Below are 19,161 nucleotides of genomic sequence, written 5' to 3' on the forward strand. Positions count from 1 at the left end.
CCCTATTCCGCAGCGACCGGCAGCGATGCATTCTGAAGCAGGCGCCAAATCCGGTTCGGCGTCGCCGGCATGTCGACATGGGTGACGCCGAGATGCGACAGCGCATCGACCACCGCGTTGATGACCGCAGCCGGCGAACCGATGGTGCCGACCTCGCCGCAACCCTTCACGCCCATCGGCGTGTGCGTGCACAGCGTCGAATGGGTCGAGATGTTCATCATCGGCATGTGGTCGGCGCGCGGCATGCAGTAGTCCATCAGCGAGCCCGATAGCAGCTGGCCCGAGCCCTCGTCATAGACCGCGTTCTCGTACAGCGCCTGACCGACGCCCTGCACGATGCCGCCGTGCAACTGGCCCTCGACGATCATCGGGTTGATGACCGTGCCGACGTCGTCGACCGCGGTGTAATTGACCAGCGTCACCGTGCCGGTTTCCGGATCGACCTCGACCTCGGCAATGTGACAGCCGCCGGGATAGGTGAAGTTGACGGGATCGTAATAAGCCTGCTCCTCGAGTCCCGGCTCCAGCACTTCGAGCGGATAGTCGTGCGGCACGTAGGCGGCGCCCGCGATCTCCTCGAACGTCTTCATGCGGTCGGTGCCTGCGACCGAGAATTTTCCGGCCTCGAACTGGATATCCATCTCGGCCGCTTCAAGCAGATGCGCCGCGATCTTCTTGCCTTTCGCGACCACCTTGTCGGTCGCCTTCGACAGCGCCGCGCCGCCAACCACCAGCGAACGCGAGCCATAGGTACCCATGCCGAACTGCACGCGATCGGTATCGCCAAACACGATGTCGACATTGTCAAACGCGACGCCGAGCTTTTCCGAGACGATCTGCGCGAACGTCGTCTCGTGGCCCTGGCCGTGATTGTGGGTGCCGATCATGACCGTGACCTGGCCGGTCGGATGCACCCGCACCGTGGCGCTCTCATAGAGCCCGCCGCGCGCGCCCAATCGTCCCGCGAAGCGCGACGGTGCGAGGCCGCAGGCCTCGACATAGGTCGAGTAGCCGAGCCCGCGGAATTTGCCCCTGCGCGCCGACTCCGCCTTGCGGATACCGAAGTTCTTGACGTCGGCCGCGACAAGGGCGCCATCGAGACACCCCATCGGATCGCCGGAATCGTATTGCACCAGCACCGGCGTCTGATACGGGTAGGCCTCCTTCGGAATCATGTTGCGTCGGCGAATCTCGACGCGGTCGATCCCCATCTCGCTGGCTGCGACGTCGACGATTCGCTCCAGCACGAAGGTCGCCTCGGGACGGCCGGCGCCGCGATAGGCGTCGACCGGAACGGTGTTGGTGAACACCACCTTCACGTTGCAGTAGATTGCTGGCGTGGTGTAGACGCCGCCGAGCAGCGGCCCGTAGAGATTGGTCGGGATGTTCGGCCCGAAGGTCGAGAGATAGCCGCCCATATTGGCGAGCGTGTTGACACGGAAGGCCAGAAACTTCCCGGTCTCGTCCAGCGCGAGTTCGGCCTCGGTGACGTGATCGCGGCCGTGGCGATCGGAGACGTAGCCTTCGGAGCGGCTCGCAACCCATTTGATCGGCCGCATCACGCGCTTGGCGGCCCAGGTGATCACGGCCTCCTCGCCGTAGTGGAACTGCTTGACTCCAAAGCCGCCGCCGACATCGGGCGCGACCACGCGCAGCTTGTGCTGCGGAATGTTCAGCACCAGCGCGCCCATCAGGAAGCGTACGACATGCGGGAACTGGCTGGTGGTCCACAGCGTGAAGCGATCGGTGCCGGGCTCGTATTCGGCGATCGCCGCGCGCGGCTCCATCGGGTTGCCGATCAGCCTGTTGTTGACGAGGCTGAGCTTTGCGACATGCGCCGCTTTCCGGAACGCAGTCTCGACCGCGGCCTTGTCGCCGAGCTCCCAATCGCAACAGAGGTTGTTCGGCACGTCGTCGAACAATTGCGGCGCGCCGGGCCGCACGGCTTCGAGCACGCCGACCACTGAGGGCAGCACCTCGTAATCGACCGTGAGCAGTTCGGCCGCCGCGCTGGCCTGCGCCGGCGTCTCCGCGACGACGAAGGCCACCATGTCGCCGACGAAGCGCACCTTGCCCTGCGCCAGCATCGGGAATGGCGGCTCCTTCATCGGCACGCCCTTGGCATCCGAGATACCCCAGCCGCAGGGCAGCGAGCCCAGCTTGTCGGCGGCGGCATCCTCGCCGGTCAGGACCGCGATGACGCCGGGCGATGCGAGCGCCGCACTCTTGTCGATGCCGCGCAGGATCGCGTGTCCGTGCGGCGAGCGCACGAACACACCCGCCGTCATGCCGGGACGCTTGATGTCGGAGACGTAATTGCCGCGGCCGGTGAGGAAGCGCTGGTCCTCTTTCCGTTTGGGTGAAGCGCCGATCCCGATCACATTGCCCATGGTCACTCTCCCCTCGCGGTGTTCATGGCGGCAGCGCCAGCCATGACCGAGACGACGATGTTCTGATAGCCGGTGCAGCGGCAGATATTGCCTTCGAGGCCGTGACGGACGTCGGCTTCCGTCAGGTCCGGCTTCTCGGTCGCGAGCGCCACCGCTGTCATCAGCATACCGGGCGTGCAAAAGCCGCATTGCAGGCCGTGATGCTCGCGAAACGCTTCCTGCATCGGATGCAGCCGGTTCGAACCAGGTTCGCCCTGGAGCCCTTCAATGGTGAGCAGCGTCGCACCGTCGAGCGCGGGCGCGAGCAGTGTGCAGCTCTTCACCGGCAGGCCGTCGAGGTGCACCACGCAGGCGCCGCACTGGCTGGTGTCGCAGCCGATATGGGTACCGGTGAGGTTGAGCCGCTCGCGCAGCAGCTCGGCGACTAGCATCGCCGGTTCGACATCGACAGTGGTTGGCCGTCCGTTGAGTGTGAAGGATATCTGCACGATCATACTCCTGTGCGCGACGGGTCTTTAGGCGAGTGGAAGCGCGCTGCCGGTGGCCCATGTGGCCATCACGACGTCGCCGACGGTGAACGGATCCGCGAAGAAAGTCTTTTCCGGCACGTAGGCGACGAACGCGTCGTCCGGCACGGTGTCCAGCATGACCTTGACGAAATAGCCCTGGTATTCGATCGCGAGCACACGACTCGGCAGCAACGTGGTGCAGCCCGGCGGTAGTTCCCTGCCCGGCCGGACCAGCGCGACATCGTCGCGGCGCACGGCGATATCGATCTTGTCACCGACGCTCACCGTGGACCGCGCCTGAAGCGGGACCTCGATGCCATCAGGCGCGGCCTGCGCGAGCGTAAAGGTCGAACCGTTGACCTTCTCGACCCGCCCCGACAGCACGTTCTGCCCGCCCATGAACTCAGCGACGTAACGATCGTGCGGATGGGCATAGACGTCGCGGGCCGCGCCCGCCTGCTTGATCCTGCCCTGCTCCATCACCACCACCAGATCGGCGAGCGCGATCGCCTCGAGCTGGGTATGGGTGACGTGGATGAAGGTGATACCGAGCTCCTGCTGCATCCGCCTGAGCTCCTGGCGCATCTGCACGCGGAGCTGCTCGTCCAGGGCGGACAGCGGTTCGTCGAGCAAGAGTACCCTCGGCTCGGTGATCGCGGCGCGCGCCAGCGCCACACGCTGCTGCTGGCCGCCGGAGAGCTGCGCCGGTAGGCGGTCGGCGAATTGCGTCAGCCGCACCTTCTCGATCATGGCATCCGCAGCGCGCAGGCGATCAGCCTTCGACATGCCGCGCACGCGCAAGGCGAACGCGATGTTGTCGCGCACGGTGAGATGCGGGAACAGCGCGTAGGACTGGAACATCATCGCGGTGCGCCGCTGCACCGGCGCAAGACCGACGACGTTCTGCCCGCCGATCACGATCTCGCCGGCGGTCGGGTCCTCGTGGCCGGCGATCATGCGCAAAATCGTGGTCTTGCCGCAGCCGGAGGGACCGATGAAGCAGCAATAGGCGCCGTCGGCGATCTTGAGATTGACACCGTCCACCACATTGGTGACGCCGTCAAAGCTCTTGCAGACGCCCGCCAGTTCGATATCGCCGCGATCACTCTTCATTCTCAGCTCAACCCTTTGTGCTGCTGCCGCGCTTTTTCTGGATCAGCACGATGCTGCCCAGGCTTGCGCCGATCACGATGAAGGAGACGATCGTCGTCACCGTCCCGAGCGCATAGAGTGAGGGGGACGTGACGTTCAGCGTCATGCTCCAGATCTCCAGCGGCAGCGTGTTCAGTGAGCCCGCGGTCTGGAGGCTGCGCGCAAACTCGTCGTAGGAGAGCGTGAAGCCGAACAGCGCGACCGCGACGAGGCCGGGCGCCAGCACCGGAATCATCACCAGCCGGATCGATTGCCAGCGGCTGGCGCCGAGGTCGTAGGCCGCCTCCTCCCAGACATGGTTGAAGCGCGACATCACCGCGAACATCACGAGCACGCCGAACGGCAGCGTCCAGGACAGTTGCGCGCCGAGCGCCGAGGTGTACCAGCTCGCATTGAGCCCGAGCGCCTGGAACAACAGACCGGTGCCGAGGCCGAGCACGAGACCCGGCGCGACCAGGCTGCCGATCATCATGTAGAACACGACGGTGTCGCCGCGAAAGCGCTTGCGAAAACCGAGCCCGGCGAGGAACGAGACCACCACCGTGATAACAGTGACAATGACGGCGAGCTTGATCGAGCGGTCGAACGAGCCCTTGACGTCACCGGTCCGCACCTGGGTGAAGAGATCGACGAACCAGTGCAGCGAAGTGCCCTTCATCGGGAACACGAGGCCGCCGCGGATGTCCTGGAACGACAGGACGTAGATGCAGAACATCGGGCCGTAGAGCGCGATCACATAGAACGCAAACAGCGTTGCCAGGACGTAGAACGTCCACGGCCGGCCGCCCTTGCTCGGCGCAATCGCCTTTGTCGCCGGCGCGATCGTCTTTGACACATCGGTTTCGGGCATGTCGGCGAGAACCGCGCTCATCGCGTGATCTCCTGCCTGATGTCGACGGTGCGCAGGATCAGCGAGACGATCGCGACCAGCACCAGCGTCAGCAACACTGCGCTGGCCGCCGCGGTCGGATATTGCAGCACGCCGACGTCCTCGTAGAACGCGCTCACCACCGAAGCCGAGCCGCCGCCGGACATCACCTTGACCACGAAGAAATCGCCCATCACGATCGAGACGACGAAGATGGTGCCGAGGGCGATGCCGCTCTTGGACATCGGCACCACGATCAGGCGCATGATGTCGAAACGGCTGGCGCCTGCATCAATCGCGGCCTCGATCAGCTTCTTGTCGATCCGCGCCATGGAATTGAAGATCGGCACGATCATGAAAATGGTGAGCTGGTGGACATAGGCGATGACGACCGCTAGGTCCGAGAACAGCAGCACTTCCAGCGGCTGGCGGATCACGCCAAGCCCCAGCAGCGCCTGGTTGATCAGGCCTTCCTTGCCGAGCAGCGGAATCCAGGAAATCATCCGGATGATGTTCGAGGTCCAGAACGGCACCGTGCAGAGCAGGAACAGGCCAATCGCCAGCAACTGGTTGCGGACGTGGAAAACCAGGAAGTAGGCGACGAAGAAGCCGATGATCAGTGTGAAGATCCAGGTCAGCACCGTGAATTTGATGGTCGCGAGATACAGCTTCAGCGTCAGCGCCGAATGCAGCACCTCGACATAGCTTGCGAGCGTGAGGCCCGGCGTCAGCCCGCCAAAGCCGTCGGTGGCAAAGAAGCTCGCGGCCAGCACGACCAGGATCGGCGCCACGAAGAACGGCACGAGCACCAGCACGAGCGGAGACACGTAGAGCCAGCCGGCGAGATTTGCGCGTGGTGAGGTTTGAGCTGGACTAAGAGCTGGACTAAGGCTTGGCTGCATGTCGGCAAACGCCTCGAACTCGGTCATTTGGCACCGGCGCATCGCCACGCCGGCGCTTCGTTCACGTCAGGAAAAGCAGGTTTCAGGCCACCTTGAAGTCGTTCCAGCGCTTGTTCATGTAGGCGGCTTCGTCCATCAGCGTATTCCAGCAGGAGATGTTCTTGACGCGGTCGAGGAACGAACCGCCGTCGCGCTTGGTGCCCGCCTTCTCCATCGCAACGCCATAGGGATCGTTGACCACCTCCGGCGCGGGCTGGCCCTCGTACCAGAACGCCCATTCGGCCGGCGTGAGGAATTTCTTCGCAGTCGAAGGCACCGGGCTGTAATAGCCGTAGCGCGCGACGAAGCCGCCCTGCCAGCCCGACAGATACCAGTTGAGATATTCGTAGGCCGCGTCCAGCTTCTTGCCGGAGAGATGCTTCATCAGGCCCATGCCGTTGCACCAGCCGCGATAGCCTTCCTTGCCGTTCTTGATGTTGACCGGCGCGTAGACGCAGGGGATTTCTTTCACGCGCACCGCGGCAACCGCCGGCGACCACATCGACTGGATGACCACTTCGCCCGCCGCCATCAGCTGCACCGACTGGTCGAAGGTAGTCCAGGTCGCGCGGAACTGGCCCTGCTTCTTGAGCTCGATCAGCTTGTTGCAGGTGAAGTCGATCTCCTCCTTGGTCATGTTGCCCTTGTTGCCGTACTTGATCAGCCCGGCGCTTTCGAAGCAGAGCGCGGCGTCCATGATGCCGATCGCGGGCACGTCGAGGATCGCGGCCTTGCCTTTGAATTTCGGATCGATCAGATCCTTCCATTCCGTGACTTCATGGCCGACGAGGTCGGGGCGGTAACCGATGGAGTCGGCGTTGTAGACCTGCGGCAGGAAGGTCGCCCATTCGGTCACGCCGTCGTTCAGATCGGTCGAATCGGGCTTGGCGATATACATGGCCTCGTAGGGCGAGATGCCCTGGCGCGGGATCTTGTGACCGTCGATCTCCCCCTTGGTGAAGATCGGCAGGATGTTGTCGAACTCCTTGATCTTCTTGACCTCGATGCCCTGGATCACGCCGCGCTTGGCGGCGAGCTTGGCCTGCCAGCCCTCGAGATCGGCGATATCGACCGTATTAGGCTGGCTTATGAAGCGGTTGATGGCAGCGGAGGTGTCGAGGTTCTGCATCGTCACCTTGAAGCCGAGATCCTTGGCCGCCTGGTCGCCGATCGCCTTCACCACCGAATAGGACACGCCGACATGGCGCAGCTCGATGTCCTTGATCTCCTGCGCCCAGATGGTTGGGAATCCGCGGATCGCGTCCGATCCTGCGGCAGCGCCGGCCACCGCCGCAGCGCCCTTCAACAGCGTGCGTCGGCTCAGCTTTTTCGCAGACCTGTCGCTCGTCCCCGCCGGATTGGCAGTGGATGTCCCCTTGTCCCTGTCAAGCATGGCAACCCTCGTTGGCTACGATGAACGCTGCGCACCGGTCGCCATTGACCGGCTGCGGATGTGACCAATTGCGCAGGAGGCTATGGGCGGGATGTTGTGAAGTAAAATTGGAAGTAAAAATTCGCTGCATAAACGCGGCTAATGGTTCGCCCCGCTGCACCGGCTTTTGGCAGCGCGCATAAGAAGGCGTCAAGACGTGCATACAAAACGATGGCTTCGAACGTGCGGGCCCGTTCGCGCGGCAGACGTGATGAAGGCGGCCCTCAGGACCTGAGCTGGTCCCGCGCCGTTTCCGGCGCCACCAGTGTGGCGATGATGGTGACGATCGACAGCGCGATGATGTAGACCGACACGGCCCAATAAGAACCCGCCCATGCCAGCAGTGCTGTCGCAATCAGCGGCGAAAAGCCGCCGCTCAGCGCGGCGGCAACGTTGGCTCCCAGCGATGCGCCGCTGTAGCGCACCTGGGTGCGGAACAGCTCCGGCATGAAGGCCGCCTTCGGCCCGAACAGCAGCGCATGCGTCAATGTCATCGTGACGACGAGCGCGAGCGTGATCAGCGCCGGATCCCTGGTGTCGAGGAACCAGAACAACGGAAACGCCAGCGCCACCGAGAACACACCGCCGGCGAGATACAGCGCCTTGCGGCCGAAGATGTCGGACAGCCAGCCTGCGAGGGGCAACGTCGCGAGCTCGACGAGCGCGGCATAGACCACCGCATTGAGGATCACCTGCCGCGGCAGGCCGAGCTGCGTCGTGGTATAGACCACGGTGAAAACAGTGAGGAGATAAGCAAGCCCGACTTCGGACACCGTGATGCCGATCGCGAGCAGGAAGCTGCGCCAGTCGCGGCGCAGGACTTCCAGCGCCGGCTGCGCCAGGACCTCCTTGCGCTCGAGCACCTCCTTGAAGTGCGGCGTCTCCGCGAGTTTCAGCCTTACGATGAAGCCGACGCCGACGAGCAGGATGCTGATCAGAAACGGCACGCGCCAGCCCCAGCTCAAGAAGTCCGCTTCGGGCAGCTGCGTCATCAGACCGAAAATGCCGGTGGACGCGGCGACTCCGACCGGGAAGCCGATCTGCACCAGACTGCCGTAGAAGCCCCGGCGGTTGCCGGCGTGCTCGGCCACCATGACCACCGCCCCGCTCCACTCGCCACCGAGCCCGATGCCCTGGACGAAGCGCAAAATGACGAGGAAGATCGGCGCCCAGACGCCGATCTGACTGTAGGTCGGCAGGCAACCGATCAGGAACGTGCCCAGTCCCATCGCGATCATGGTCGCGACCAGCATCTTCTTGCGGCCGACCCGGTCACCATAATGCCCGATGATGGCACCGCCAATCGGCCGCGCGACAAAGCCGACCGCATAGGTCGAGAACGCCGCCAGCGTGCCGACGAAGGGATCGAAGCTCGGGAAGAACAGCTTGTTCAGCACCAGCGCCGCCGCCGTGCCGTAGATCAGGAAGTCGTACCACTCGATAGCCGTGCCGAGCGCGCTCGCCCACACCACATGCGCCGTCGTCGATTTCTCCGCCGCAGTGGAGACCCCCGATGCTGCCGTCATTGCCGCGCCCCAAGATTCCTGGGCGCCATCATGGCCAATCGCGATGGCGGTTGCAACTTGTCCGGGCATAGTCGTCGACGAGGATCACAGTGGGTGACAATTGCGCGCTACTGCTTCAGCACCGTCATTGCGAGGAGCCCTTGCGACGAAGCAATCCAGAATCCCGCCGCGGAAAGAACCTGGATTGCTTCGCTTCGCTCGCAATGACGTTGTTGAAACAGTCGCGTGCGCCGCTCCGCAACCTCTTCGCGGCCTTCACGGAACCTGCATCCCTTTATTCGCCATTGACAAACTTATTCAACATTATCTAACTTGCTCTCACAATAACCAGCCGCGCCAAGCGGCCCATAAACGAGAGGGAACGACGATGAGAGGGCTTTTGGCCTGCGCTATGCTCGGGGCCATGACTTCGGCTGCCATAACCACCGTTGCGAACGCGCAAATCTCCGACGACGCTGTGCGGATCGGCGTGCTGACGGATCTGTCGAGCTGGGGCCGCGACAACAGCGGGCCAGGCTCTGTGGAGGCCGCGAAAATGGCGGTGGAGGAGTTCGGGCCCACCGTGCTCGGCAAGCCGATCGAGATCATCAGCGCCGACCATCAGATGAAGACCGACGTCGGCGTGCAGATCGTGCGCGGCTGGTTCGACAACGGCAAGGTCGATGCCGTCGTCGACATTCCCAATTCCGGCATCGCGATCGCCGTCCACAACATGGTGCGCGAGCGCAACAAGATCGCGCTGCTGTCAGGCCCCGGCGCGAGTTCGTTGACCGACGAGCTTTGCAGCCCGAACACCGTGCACTTCACCTATGATACCTACGCGCTGTCGAAGGTGACGGCCTCCGCCGTGATCAAGGAAGGCGGCAAATCCTGGTACTTCATCACCGCCGACTACGCCTTCGGCCAGCAGCTCGAGAAGGACGCCACGCGCTTCATCAACGAGATGGGCGGCAAGGTTTTGGGTGGCGTGAAGCACCCGACCAATACGGCCGATTTCTCCTCCTTTGCACTCCAGGCGCAAAGCTCGAAATCGGACGTCGTCGCCTTCGCCAATGCAGGCCAGGACACCGACAATGCGATCAAGCAGTCGGGCGAGTTCGGCCTGGTCCAAGGCGGCCAGAAGCTGGTCGGCCTCTTGATGTTCGACACCGACGTGCACGCGATCGGGCTCAAATCCGCGCAGGGCACCTACATGACCACTGCGTCGTACTGGAACATGGACGAGGCGACCCGCGCATGGTCGCGGAAATTCTACGAGCGCACCAAGGTGATGCCGACCATGATCCAGACCGGCGTCTACGGCTCGGTGCTGCATTATCTCAAGGCCATCAAGGCCGCCGGCACCGATGATCCCGCCAAGGCGATGGCCAAGATGCGCGAGCTGCCAATCGAGGATACATTCGTTCATGGCGGACGCTTGCGCGAGGACGGCCGCGTCATTCGCGACATGTATCTCGCCAAGGTGAAAACGCCAGAGCAGTCCAAAGAACCCTGGGATTATTTGGAGATCATCAAGACGGTGAAGGGCGAGGACGCCTTCCGCCCGGTCTCCGAATCCAAATGTCCGCTGCTGAAGAAGTGAGGCCTGCATGACCGGCAACGAGCGCAACGCAATTGAGATTTACGAGTGCGATGTGCTCGTGGCCGGATCTGGCTGCTCCGGCATGTCGGCCGCGATCACCGCGCGCTATCGCGGTCTCGACGTCCTGATCGTCGAGAAGGAGCCGCGCTTCGGCGGCACCACCGCCCGCTCCGGCGGCTGGTTGTGGATTCCCGGCACCTCGCTGGCAAAGGCCTACGGCATCGAGGAGACGCCTGAGCAGGCCCGCACCTATCTGCGGCACGAAGCCGGCAACAACTTTGACGCCGCGCGCGTCGATGCATTCCTGAGCGCCGGGCCCGAGGCGGTCGATTTTTTCACCAGCAAGACCGCGCTCCGTTTCGACATGCCGCTGGTGTTCCCGGACTACCACGCCGAGGCGCCCGGCGGCGCCCAGGGTGGCCGTTCGATGGTGGCACGCCCGTTCGACGGCCGCGAGCTCGGCGACCAGATTAAGACCCTCGGCATGCCCCTGCCCGAGCTGACCGTATTCGGAATGATGCTTGGATCCGGCAAGGACATCGTCCATTTCATGCGCGCGACGAAGTCGCTGAATTCGGCGGTCTATGTCGCAAAGCGCCTGTCGCGGCATCTGATGGACGTGCTGCGCTATGGCCGCGGCATGACGCTGACCAATGGCAACGCATTGGCCGGGCGCCTCGCGAAATCCGCACAGGATTTTAAGATTCCGATGTGGCTGTCCGCGCCGGTACGCGAGCTGACGGTCGAGAACGGCACCGTCACCGGCGCCATCGTCGCCCGCGAGGGACGCGACGTCCGCATTCGTGCCAGACAAGGCGTCGTGCTCGCCTGCGGCGGTTTCCCGCATGATGTCGAACGGCGCAAAAAGCTGTTCCCGCACGCGCCGACTGGGAACGAGCATTTTTCGCCGGGACCGACCGGCAATACCGGCGACGGCCTGCGCCTTGCGGAAAGCGCCGGCGGACAGGTCGAGGACCGGCTGCCGAACGCGGCAGCCTGGGTCCCGGTCTCGGTCACCAAGCGCAAGGACGGCTCAAGCGGTGTGATGCCGCATTTCATCGACCGCGCCAAACCCGGCGTGATCGCGGTGATGCGTGACGGCAAGCGCTTTGCCAACGAGGGCAATTCCTATCACGACTTCGTCCAGGCCATGGTGAAGGCTGCGAAGCCCGGCGAGGAGATCGCGGCCTATCTCGTCTGCGATCACCAGACGCTTCGGAAGTACGGCCTCGGCTGCGTGCCGCCATTCCCGATGCCGCTAGGTCATCACCTCAAGACCGGCTATCTCATGCGCGGCGAGACGCTGGAGGCGCTCGCGGCAAAGGCGGGCATCGACAGCATGGCGTTCGTCGAGACCGTCAAGCAGTTCAATGCGACCGCACCACAGGGGCATGATGCGGCCTTCGGCAAGGGCTCAAAGGCCTATAACCGCTACCAGGGCGATGCGCTGCACGGCCCGAACCCGTGCGTCGCGCCCATCGAGAACGGTCCGTTCTACGCCATCAAGATGGTGGTCGGCGATCTCGGCACCTATGCCGGCATCGTCACCGACGAGAACGCGCGGGCGCTGGATGCAGAAGGACGGGTCATTCCGGGGCTCTATGCCGCCGGCAACGACATGGCGAGCATCATGGGCGGCAATTATCCCGGTGCCGGCATCACGCTTGGGCCGGCGCTGACCTTCGGCTACATTGCCGGCCGTCATCTCGCCGACAGCGCCGCCAAGCGCAACGCGGCGTAAGCCACGCCAGGAGGCGCATGAAGAGAGAAAGCCGCGGCATCCAGTCGATCGAGGTCGGCGGCGAATTGCTCCGCGCGCTCGCCCGCAGCGGCGAGCCGATGATGCTGCGCGATCTTGCCCGCGAGGCCGGCATGACGCCGGCCAAAGCGCATCCCTATCTCGCCAGCTTCTCCCGCATCGGCCTGATCGAGCAGGACGAGGCCACCGGCCGCTACGAGATCGGCGCACTGGCACTGGAGCTCGGCCTGATCAGCCTGCGCCGCCTCTCCGGCGTGCGTATCGCCGGACCGAAGATCGCGGCGCTTGCGAGCCAGATTGGGCACGCGGTCTCGCTGGCGGTCTGGGGCACGCATGGCCCGACCGTGGTGCAGCTCGAAGAACCCGGCCAGCCCGTGCACATCGTGATGCGGGCCGGCTCGGTGATGGCCCTGCTGGAGACCGCGACCGGCCGCGCCTTTGCCGCCTTCCTGCCGGAGAAGACCATCGACGCCGCACTCGCAAGCGGTCTCGATCGTCACGGTGTCGGCTATAACCCGAAGCGGCCGATCAAGGGCGTGAAGCTCGCTGACATGCTCACCGAAGTGCGCAAGCACGGCCTCGCCCGCGCGCTCGGCGACCCCCTGCCCGGCGTCAATGCGTTCGCCGCGCCGGTGTTCGACCATTCCGGCCATGTCGCACTGGTGATCACCGCGATGGGGCCGGAAGGCACGTTCGATGCCCGCTGGGACAGCGCGATCGCCCACGCGCTACGCGACTGCGCCGGCGGGATCTCGAAGCGGCTCGGTTACGGGATGACGGTTGCGGCGGAGTGAGGTTGCCTGCAACCACCGCTGTCATGCCCCGCGAAGGCGGGGCATCCAGTACGCCGCGGCCCATCGGCCCTGTCGCTGCTATCTCGGAGTACTGGATCGCCCGGTCAAGCCGGGCGATGACAGCGAGTGTGGGACAACCTTCCGAGTCCTACTTCTCCTTCACCGGCACCGTGTAGTTCAGGATCAACCGCCCGCCATCCGGATAGATCGTCTGCCCCGTGATATAGGACGCATCGTCGCTCGCCAGGAACGCGACGACGGAGGCAACCTCGCTCGGCTCGCCGCCACGGCCGGCCGGCGTGCGTGACATCACGGTTTTGCGGGCATCCTCCGAGGTGTAGATGGACGACGCCACCATGTCGGTCAGGATCGTGCCCGGCCCGACCGCGACGACGCGAATGTTGTGCGGCGCGAGCGCGACGGCGGCCACTGATGTGAGCTGCTTCATGCCGCCCTTGGACATGGCGTAGGTCGCAAGTGCCGGGATTGCCAGCAGTGCATTGACCGACGACATGTTGATGATGACCCCGCCGCCGCTACCTTGCGCAATCATCTGCTTGGCCGCCGCCTGCACGCCGAAGAAGGCGCCCTTCAGGTTGATGCCGATGATCTCGTCGAATTCTTCTTCGGATATCTCCAGGAGGTCCCGGTTGCGGGCGACGCCGGCATTGTTGACCATGATGTCGAGCCGGCCGAACTCTCTTGCAGCCGTTGCGACCAGCTGGTCGACATCGACACGCTTGGCGACATTGCCGACGACAGTGCGCAAGGCATCCGGCCGCGCGAGTTCGGCGGCCGTCGCGGCCAAACCCTCGGCATCGACGTCCGAAATGACGACCTTGACGCCGTCATCCAGAAATCGCTTTGCGCAAGCCTTGCCGATACCGCGCGCCGCGCCGGTGATGGCGGCGACCTTGCCGGATAATTTCATGGTCTCACTCCAGGATAGCTGCTTCACAGCAGACTGTCGCCGGGTGAGAAACCCGGCTCAGGCCGCCGCGAAGCCGAGATGAGCACGGAACCGGTTCTTGATAAAGACAGCATCGCGCGAGGGCAGCGAGCGCGGTGGATTTTCCGCCAGAACCTTGATGACAAACAGCCGCGGGCCATCGGCCGGCTCGGCGATTTGGGTTGCGAGGCGCTGCACCTCCTCGATCGTCCGCACGGTTCCGGCAGCGGCAAAGCCGCAAGCCACGGCGATTGCGGTGAGATCGACGCCGCGCCCGGTGTGGCTGGCCTGCATCCCGGTCTCGCCAAAATGCTGGTTGTCGATCACGACGATGTCGAGATTGCGCGGGCGCGCGACTCCGATGGTGGCGATGCCGCCGAGGCCCATCAATTGCTCGCCATCCCCGGTCAAGGCGAGGACACGTTTTCCCGGCTGGGCTTGCGCGAGGCCAAGCCCGATCAGCGCGGCGCCGCCCATGGCGCCCCAGAGATAGAGATTGCCGTCGTGGTCGCCGACCGAATGAAGGTCATAGGTCGGCGAGCCGAGGCCGGAGACGACCAGAGTGTCGTTGCGATTCTTCAGGAGAGCGGCGACGGCGGCGCGGCGGTCGAGTTGGGCTTGCATTGGCATCACCACTTCTTCTTGCCGATCAGGCGCTGCCCGATCAGGACCGCGATCTGCTGATCGGAATCGTAGGCGAGCGCTGCGGCCGATTCGACCGTCTCGACCAGATCCTCCGCCGTCTCCGCCCGCATCACCTTCAAACCAATCGCTTCCAGCGAGGGCTGCGTCGCCCGGCTCATCGGCACCTGCCAGGGATTGAACTCGGCCCATTCGCCGCGCATCGTCACCAGCATCAGCAGTGGAAATCGTCCGATCGCCGACAGCGACAGCATGTTGATGCAATTGCCGACCCCGCTCGACTGCATCAAGAGCACGCTGCGCTGGCCGCCGAGCCAGGCGCCGGCGGCGATGGCGACGCCCTCCTCTTCCGTCGTCAGCACGTTGGTGGTGACGTCGCGATCGGCCGAGAACAGGCTGATGAGCTGGCTGTGGCCGGCATCGGGGACGTATGACATCTGCCGCACGTCGGCGGCTTTCAGGATGCGGTAGAGCTCGGACGGCCAATTGTCTGCGCGCGTGTCGGGATTGGATTGAAGGCTGTGCACCGCATGTCTCCGTGGATTTCGAGCGGCACTCTAACGATGTTCAGGCGCGAAAGCTCTGACCGTCTGGCGCGATCAGGTATCGAGGGATTGTATAGCTGCCTCTTCCGCTGCCGGTGGGACAGCGCACGATGCGCATGGCTGCGCCCTCTCCCCTTGCGGGAGAGGGCATCACCGCTGACAGATACAAACTCATTTGGATGAGGGGTATCTCTCCGTGCACTCATCCGCATCTATATGCGCGGAGAGATACCCCTCATCCGGCGCTTCGCGCCACCTTCTCCCACAAGGGTAGAAGGAAGAGGAGCCATAGGCAACTTCTCGACCTCTAGCCAAACTGGCGCGGCCGCAGTCCTGCATGAAACCAGGTGATCATGGAATAGATATCATAGACGGGCAATCCGACTTCGGCCTGAAGCGCCGCCGCATAAGGCGGCATGTTAGTGCATTCCAGCACGATCGCGCCGACATCCGGGTTGCTGGCGACCAGCTCCTTGCCGGCCTCGACCACGTCACGTTCGGCCTGCGCGATATCCATGTCCTCCTTCTCGGCCTTGATCAGGACGCGGAAGAATTCCTTGCCGTGCTCGGTGCCGACCAGCGGCGTATCGAGCGGCACGCCGGCACCTTCGAGATGAGCCGGCGTCAAGGATGAACCTGAGACCGTGACGAGGCCGACGCGCTTGCCCGGCGGCAAGGTCGCCTGCACCCACGGCACCTGCATCAGTGACGAGGTCGCGACGGGAACGCCGACCGCGGCTGCGATCTCCTTCTGGAACAGCGAGAGGAAGCCGCAATTGGTGGTGATGGCTTCCGCCCCGAGCCGCACCAGATCCTTCGCCGCATCGATGAAATCAGGCAGCAGACCGGCCGCACCGTTCAGCACCACTTTCTCGGGCGAGGCACCGCTCACCACGCGATAGAGCACGGGGAAAGGCCAGGTGGTGCCGTTGCCCATGTCGCCGGGAATGCGGGGAAAGCGCGCCTCCAACATCAGGATGCCGAGCGGTGCTCCATAGACGGCCTTGCCGCCGCGGGCGATTCGGGGGGACGAGTTGGCTGGAGCGGTCATGATGCGATCTCAGAGAAAACGATCGGGCGAAAACGGTGCAAGCGGAATTTCCGGCGGCTTGCCGCTCAGAAGCTGGGCGACGAGACGGCCGGTGCGGGCCGAACCGACCAGGCCGATATGGCCGTGGCCGAAGGCATAGACGATGTCGCGCGATGCCCGCGCGTAGCCGATGCAGGGACGTCCGTCTGGCATGCTCGGCCGATGACCGAACCAGGTCTTGATGCGGGAGGCCGGAATGTCCTTGGGCAGTTTTGGGAACATGCTGACGAGATGGTTGCGCAGGATCTCGGCACGCTTCCAGTTCGGTGCGGCCTCGATGCCTGCGATCTCGACCGTGCCGGCGGCGCGCAAACCCTTGTCGGTCCAGTTCACCACCATCTTCGCATCCGAGGCCATCATCGAGCTGCGCGGGCCTGCTTCCGGATTCTCGATCATGACGTGATAGCCGCGCTCGGTCTCCAGCGGCAGCGGATCACCAATGGATGCGGTGAGCCGCTTCGAATGCGCACCGGCGGCAATCACCGCGGCATCGCACGCAATCTCGCCGGTCTCGGTCAGGACAGCCACCAGCTTGTTGCCGGATAGTTTCAGCCCAATTGCCTTGGCCCGCACAAGCTTGGCGCCGCTTGCCAGCGCGTGTTGCGCGAGGGCTGCGACATAGGCTCCGGGGTCCCGGCAGCGACCGGCTTCCTCCACCACCACGCCAAACGTGTAGCGCGGATGCAGATCGGGCTCGCGCTGACGCATCTCGTCGGCCGAAAGCTCCAGCCATTCGACACCGACGCGCTTGCGCAGGCGCCAGCCGAGATCATTGTCGAAATTGCCGCGTGACGGGAAGACATGCATCACGCCGTTACGCTCGATCAATTCAGGGACGCCCGCCTCCTCCGCGAGCTTCCTGTGCAATAGCGGCGCGTCCTTCAGGAGATCGCGCAGCGCAAATGCCGTCTTCTCGACCCGCGCCTCGGTCCAGCCCGAGAGCAGATATTTGATCAACCAGGGCAGCGCCTTCGGCAGATAAGACCAGCGGATCGCGAGTGGCCCGAGCGGATCCATCAGATAACCCGGCACCTTCTTCCAGACACCGGGCTCGGCCGGCGGGATCACCGAATGCGAGGAGAGCCAGCCGGCATTGCCGTAGCTCGCCGCCTGTTCGCCACCGGGCTCGCCCGGATCGATCAGCGTGACGCGATGGCCCTCGCGCAGCGCCTCGATCGCGCTGATCACGCCGACCGCGCCGGCACCGATGATGGCGACGTGGCGGCCTTGCGGCATCGGCTATGCCTTCACCGCAGGGGCAAAGTCCTTGCCGACCGACATCGCACGCGGATCGATGATGCAGTGGAGGATCGACGGCTTGCCCGAGGCGAGCGCACGCTCGAACGCCGGCGCGAACTCTTCGGTGCGCTCGACGCGCTCGCCATGGCCGCCGAATGCTTTTGCGTACATCGCGAAATCCGGGTTCTTGAGCTGGGTGCCGACCACGCGTCCGGGATAGTCGCGCTCCTGGTGCATGCGGATGGTGCCGTATTGCGCATTGTCGACGACGATGACGACGAGGGCTGCGTCGTACTGCACGGCGGTCGCGAATTCCTGCCCGTTCATCAGGAAGCAGCCGTCACCGGCAAAGGCGATAACAGTACGGTCCGGATATTGTCGCTTCGCGAGCACCGCGGCCGGCACACCGTAGCCCATCGAGCCCGACGTCGGCGCGAGCTGCGAGGCAAAGCTGTGAAAGCGATGATGCCGATGAATCCAGCCGGCATAATTGCCCGCACCGTTGCAGACGATCGCGTCCTCAGGCAGGCGATCGCGCAGCCAGGTCATGACCTGGCCATACTGGAACGTGCCGGGCAGCTCGCGCGCCTTGTCGGTCCAGGCGAGATAATCGGCATGCGCCTTGGCGGCCTCGCCCTTCCAGGCAACGGCGCCTGCCGGCTTCAGCGTCTCGACCGCGGCCGCGAACGCAGCGGGCGTGGCCTGGATCGCGAGCTCAGGCTGATAGATGCGGCCGAGCTCTTCGGAGCCGGGATGAACGTGGATCAGCTTCTGCCGCGGGGTCGGAATGTCGAGCAGCGTGTAGGATGAGGACGGCATCTCCGACATGCGGCCGCCGATGAGAAGAATGACATCGGCGCCGTCGATCCGCGCCTTCAGGCCCGGGCTCGGGCCGATGCCGAGGTCGCCGGCATAATGCGAGTGATCGGCGTCGATCAGCGACGCGCGGCGGAACGAGGTCGCGACCGGCAGGTCGAACCGCTCGGCAAAGCGCGCGATGCTCCTGGTCGCCTCATCGGTCCAGCGCGAGCCGCCGAGAATGACGAGCGGTGCTTTGGCGCTCGCAAGCATGGCGCCGACACGCTCGATATCGGTGGGCGCCGGCCAGCTCATCGCCGGCTCGATCCGCATGGCGTCCGCAACGGCTGCGGTCTCGGTCAGCATGTTCTCGGGCAGCGAGATCACCACGGGACCGGGACGGCCCTGCATGGCGACGCGGAAGGCGCGCGCGACCAGCTCCGGAATGCGGTCGGGACGATCGATCTCGACCGCCCATTTCGCCATGGTGCCGAACACCGCCTTGTAGTCGAGCTCCTGGAACGCCTCGCGCTCGCGCATGCCGGTGTCGACCTGACCGACGAACAGGATCATCGGCGTGGAATCCTGCATCGCGATGTGCACGCCGTGGCTGGCATTGGTGGCGCCGGGGCCGCGGGTGACGAAGCAGATACCGGGACGGCCGGTGAGCTTGCCATAGGCCTCCGCCATCATCGCGGCACCGCCCTCGGCGCGGCAGATCATGACGTCGATCGGGCTGTCGTGCAGCGCATCGAGCGCCGCAAGGTAGCTCTCGCCCGGCACGCAGGTGACGCGCTCGACGCCTTGCGCGACCAGCTGATCGATCAGGATCTGGCCCCCGGTGCGGGTGTTGCGAATGGTCATGACGGCTCCCTCAAGGCTTTGGCGATGCGTTTCGCAGCTTCGCGAAAATTTTGTTCCGGGCTGGCGTAGGACAGCCGGAAA

At 64.4% G+C, this 19,161-nt stretch carries 16 protein-coding genes; 3 read left to right on the forward strand and 13 right to left on the reverse strand.

Annotated elements, in window-relative coordinates:
* Window positions 1-2 precede the first annotated feature (2 nt).
* The 7 genes from AC0L3K_RS24965 to AC0L3K_RS24995 form a co-directional block, all read right to left on the reverse strand.
* On the reverse strand, window positions 3-2,390 hold the full coding sequence (locus AC0L3K_RS24965) for a xanthine dehydrogenase family protein molybdopterin-binding subunit (RefSeq protein WP_219681212.1): 2,388 nt from the start codon (window positions 2,388-2,390) through the stop codon (window positions 3-5).
* A gap of 2 nt (window positions 2,391-2,392) precedes the next feature.
* Window positions 2,393-2,884 carry a (2Fe-2S)-binding protein gene (locus AC0L3K_RS24970; RefSeq protein ID WP_473367073.1) on the reverse strand — a complete coding sequence of 164 codons (492 nt, stop codon included), beginning with the start codon at window positions 2,882-2,884 and terminating at the stop codon, window positions 2,393-2,395.
* Between the two features lie 21 nt (window positions 2,885-2,905).
* Window positions 2,906-4,012 carry an ABC transporter ATP-binding protein gene (locus tag AC0L3K_RS24975; protein WP_007595769.1) on the reverse strand — a complete coding sequence of 369 codons (1,107 nt, stop codon included), beginning with the start codon at window positions 4,010-4,012 and terminating at the stop codon, window positions 2,906-2,908.
* Window positions 4,013-4,019: 7 nt separating this feature from the next.
* A complete protein-coding gene (locus AC0L3K_RS24980) occupies window positions 4,020-4,922 on the reverse strand; it encodes an ABC transporter permease (protein ID WP_473367074.1) in 903 nt (300 codons plus the stop codon).
* A complete protein-coding gene (locus AC0L3K_RS24985) occupies window positions 4,919-5,848 on the reverse strand; it encodes an ABC transporter permease (protein WP_473367075.1) in 930 nt (309 codons plus the stop codon). The genes AC0L3K_RS24980 and AC0L3K_RS24985 overlap by 4 nt, the downstream gene beginning before the upstream one ends.
* 55 nt (window positions 5,849-5,903) lie before the next feature.
* A complete protein-coding gene (locus AC0L3K_RS24990) occupies window positions 5,904-7,253 on the reverse strand; it encodes an ABC transporter substrate-binding protein (RefSeq protein WP_007595773.1) in 1,350 nt (449 codons plus the stop codon).
* Between the two features lie 263 nt (window positions 7,254-7,516).
* A complete protein-coding gene (locus tag AC0L3K_RS24995; protein ID WP_473254525.1) occupies window positions 7,517-8,818 on the reverse strand; it encodes an MFS transporter in 1,302 nt (433 codons plus the stop codon).
* A 367-nt stretch (window positions 8,819-9,185) separates the two neighbouring features.
* Between AC0L3K_RS24995 and AC0L3K_RS25000 the strand changes: the two genes are divergently transcribed.
* From AC0L3K_RS25000 to AC0L3K_RS25010, 3 genes are read left to right on the forward strand one after another with little or no spacing between them, the layout of a single operon-like run.
* Window positions 9,186-10,400: an ABC transporter substrate-binding protein gene (locus AC0L3K_RS25000; protein WP_354127254.1), complete on the forward strand. Its 1,215-nt coding sequence runs from the start codon at window positions 9,186-9,188 to the stop codon at window positions 10,398-10,400.
* A gap of 7 nt (window positions 10,401-10,407) precedes the next feature.
* Window positions 10,408-12,141: an FAD-dependent oxidoreductase gene (locus AC0L3K_RS25005; RefSeq protein ID WP_473254524.1), complete on the forward strand. Its 1,734-nt coding sequence runs from the start codon at window positions 10,408-10,410 to the stop codon at window positions 12,139-12,141.
* A gap of 17 nt (window positions 12,142-12,158) precedes the next feature.
* Complete coding sequence (locus AC0L3K_RS25010) at window positions 12,159-12,953, forward strand: IclR family transcriptional regulator (RefSeq protein ID WP_473367076.1); 795 nt, start codon at window positions 12,159-12,161, stop codon at window positions 12,951-12,953.
* A gap of 148 nt (window positions 12,954-13,101) precedes the next feature.
* Here AC0L3K_RS25010 and AC0L3K_RS25015 read toward each other — a convergent pair whose 3' ends face one another.
* The 6 genes from AC0L3K_RS25015 to AC0L3K_RS25040 all read right to left on the reverse strand — a co-directional run bounded on the left by AC0L3K_RS25015 (window position 13,102) and on the right by AC0L3K_RS25040 (window position 19,080).
* Window positions 13,102-13,884 carry an SDR family NAD(P)-dependent oxidoreductase gene (locus AC0L3K_RS25015; RefSeq protein WP_007595793.1) on the reverse strand — a complete coding sequence of 261 codons (783 nt, stop codon included), beginning with the start codon at window positions 13,882-13,884 and terminating at the stop codon, window positions 13,102-13,104.
* 57 nt (window positions 13,885-13,941) lie between these two features.
* Window positions 13,942-14,532, reverse strand: a complete 591-nt coding sequence (locus AC0L3K_RS25020) for a thiamine pyrophosphate-dependent enzyme (protein ID WP_219681230.1) — start codon at window positions 14,530-14,532, stop codon at window positions 13,942-13,944.
* Window positions 14,532-15,071 (reverse strand): thiamine pyrophosphate-binding protein, encoded by a 540-nt coding sequence (locus AC0L3K_RS25025; RefSeq protein ID WP_007595796.1) that lies wholly within the window; start codon window positions 15,069-15,071, stop codon window positions 14,532-14,534. Before AC0L3K_RS25025 ends, AC0L3K_RS25020 begins: the two co-directional genes overlap by 1 nt.
* A 325-nt stretch (window positions 15,072-15,396) precedes the next feature.
* The gene (locus tag AC0L3K_RS25030) at window positions 15,397-16,140 is read right to left on the reverse strand and encodes an aspartate/glutamate racemase family protein (protein WP_219681232.1); all 744 of its coding nucleotides are present in this window, start codon (window positions 16,138-16,140) and stop codon (window positions 15,397-15,399) included.
* 9 nt (window positions 16,141-16,149) lie between these two features.
* A complete protein-coding gene (locus AC0L3K_RS25035; RefSeq protein WP_473367077.1) occupies window positions 16,150-17,415 on the reverse strand; it encodes an NAD(P)/FAD-dependent oxidoreductase in 1,266 nt (421 codons plus the stop codon).
* 3 nt (window positions 17,416-17,418) lie between these two features.
* Complete coding sequence (locus AC0L3K_RS25040) at window positions 17,419-19,080, reverse strand: thiamine pyrophosphate-binding protein (protein ID WP_354160509.1); 1,662 nt, start codon at window positions 19,078-19,080, stop codon at window positions 17,419-17,421.
* Window positions 19,081-19,161 lie beyond the last annotated feature (81 nt).

The sequence above is a fragment of the Bradyrhizobium sp. MI1.10 genome (assembly GCF_055811035.1).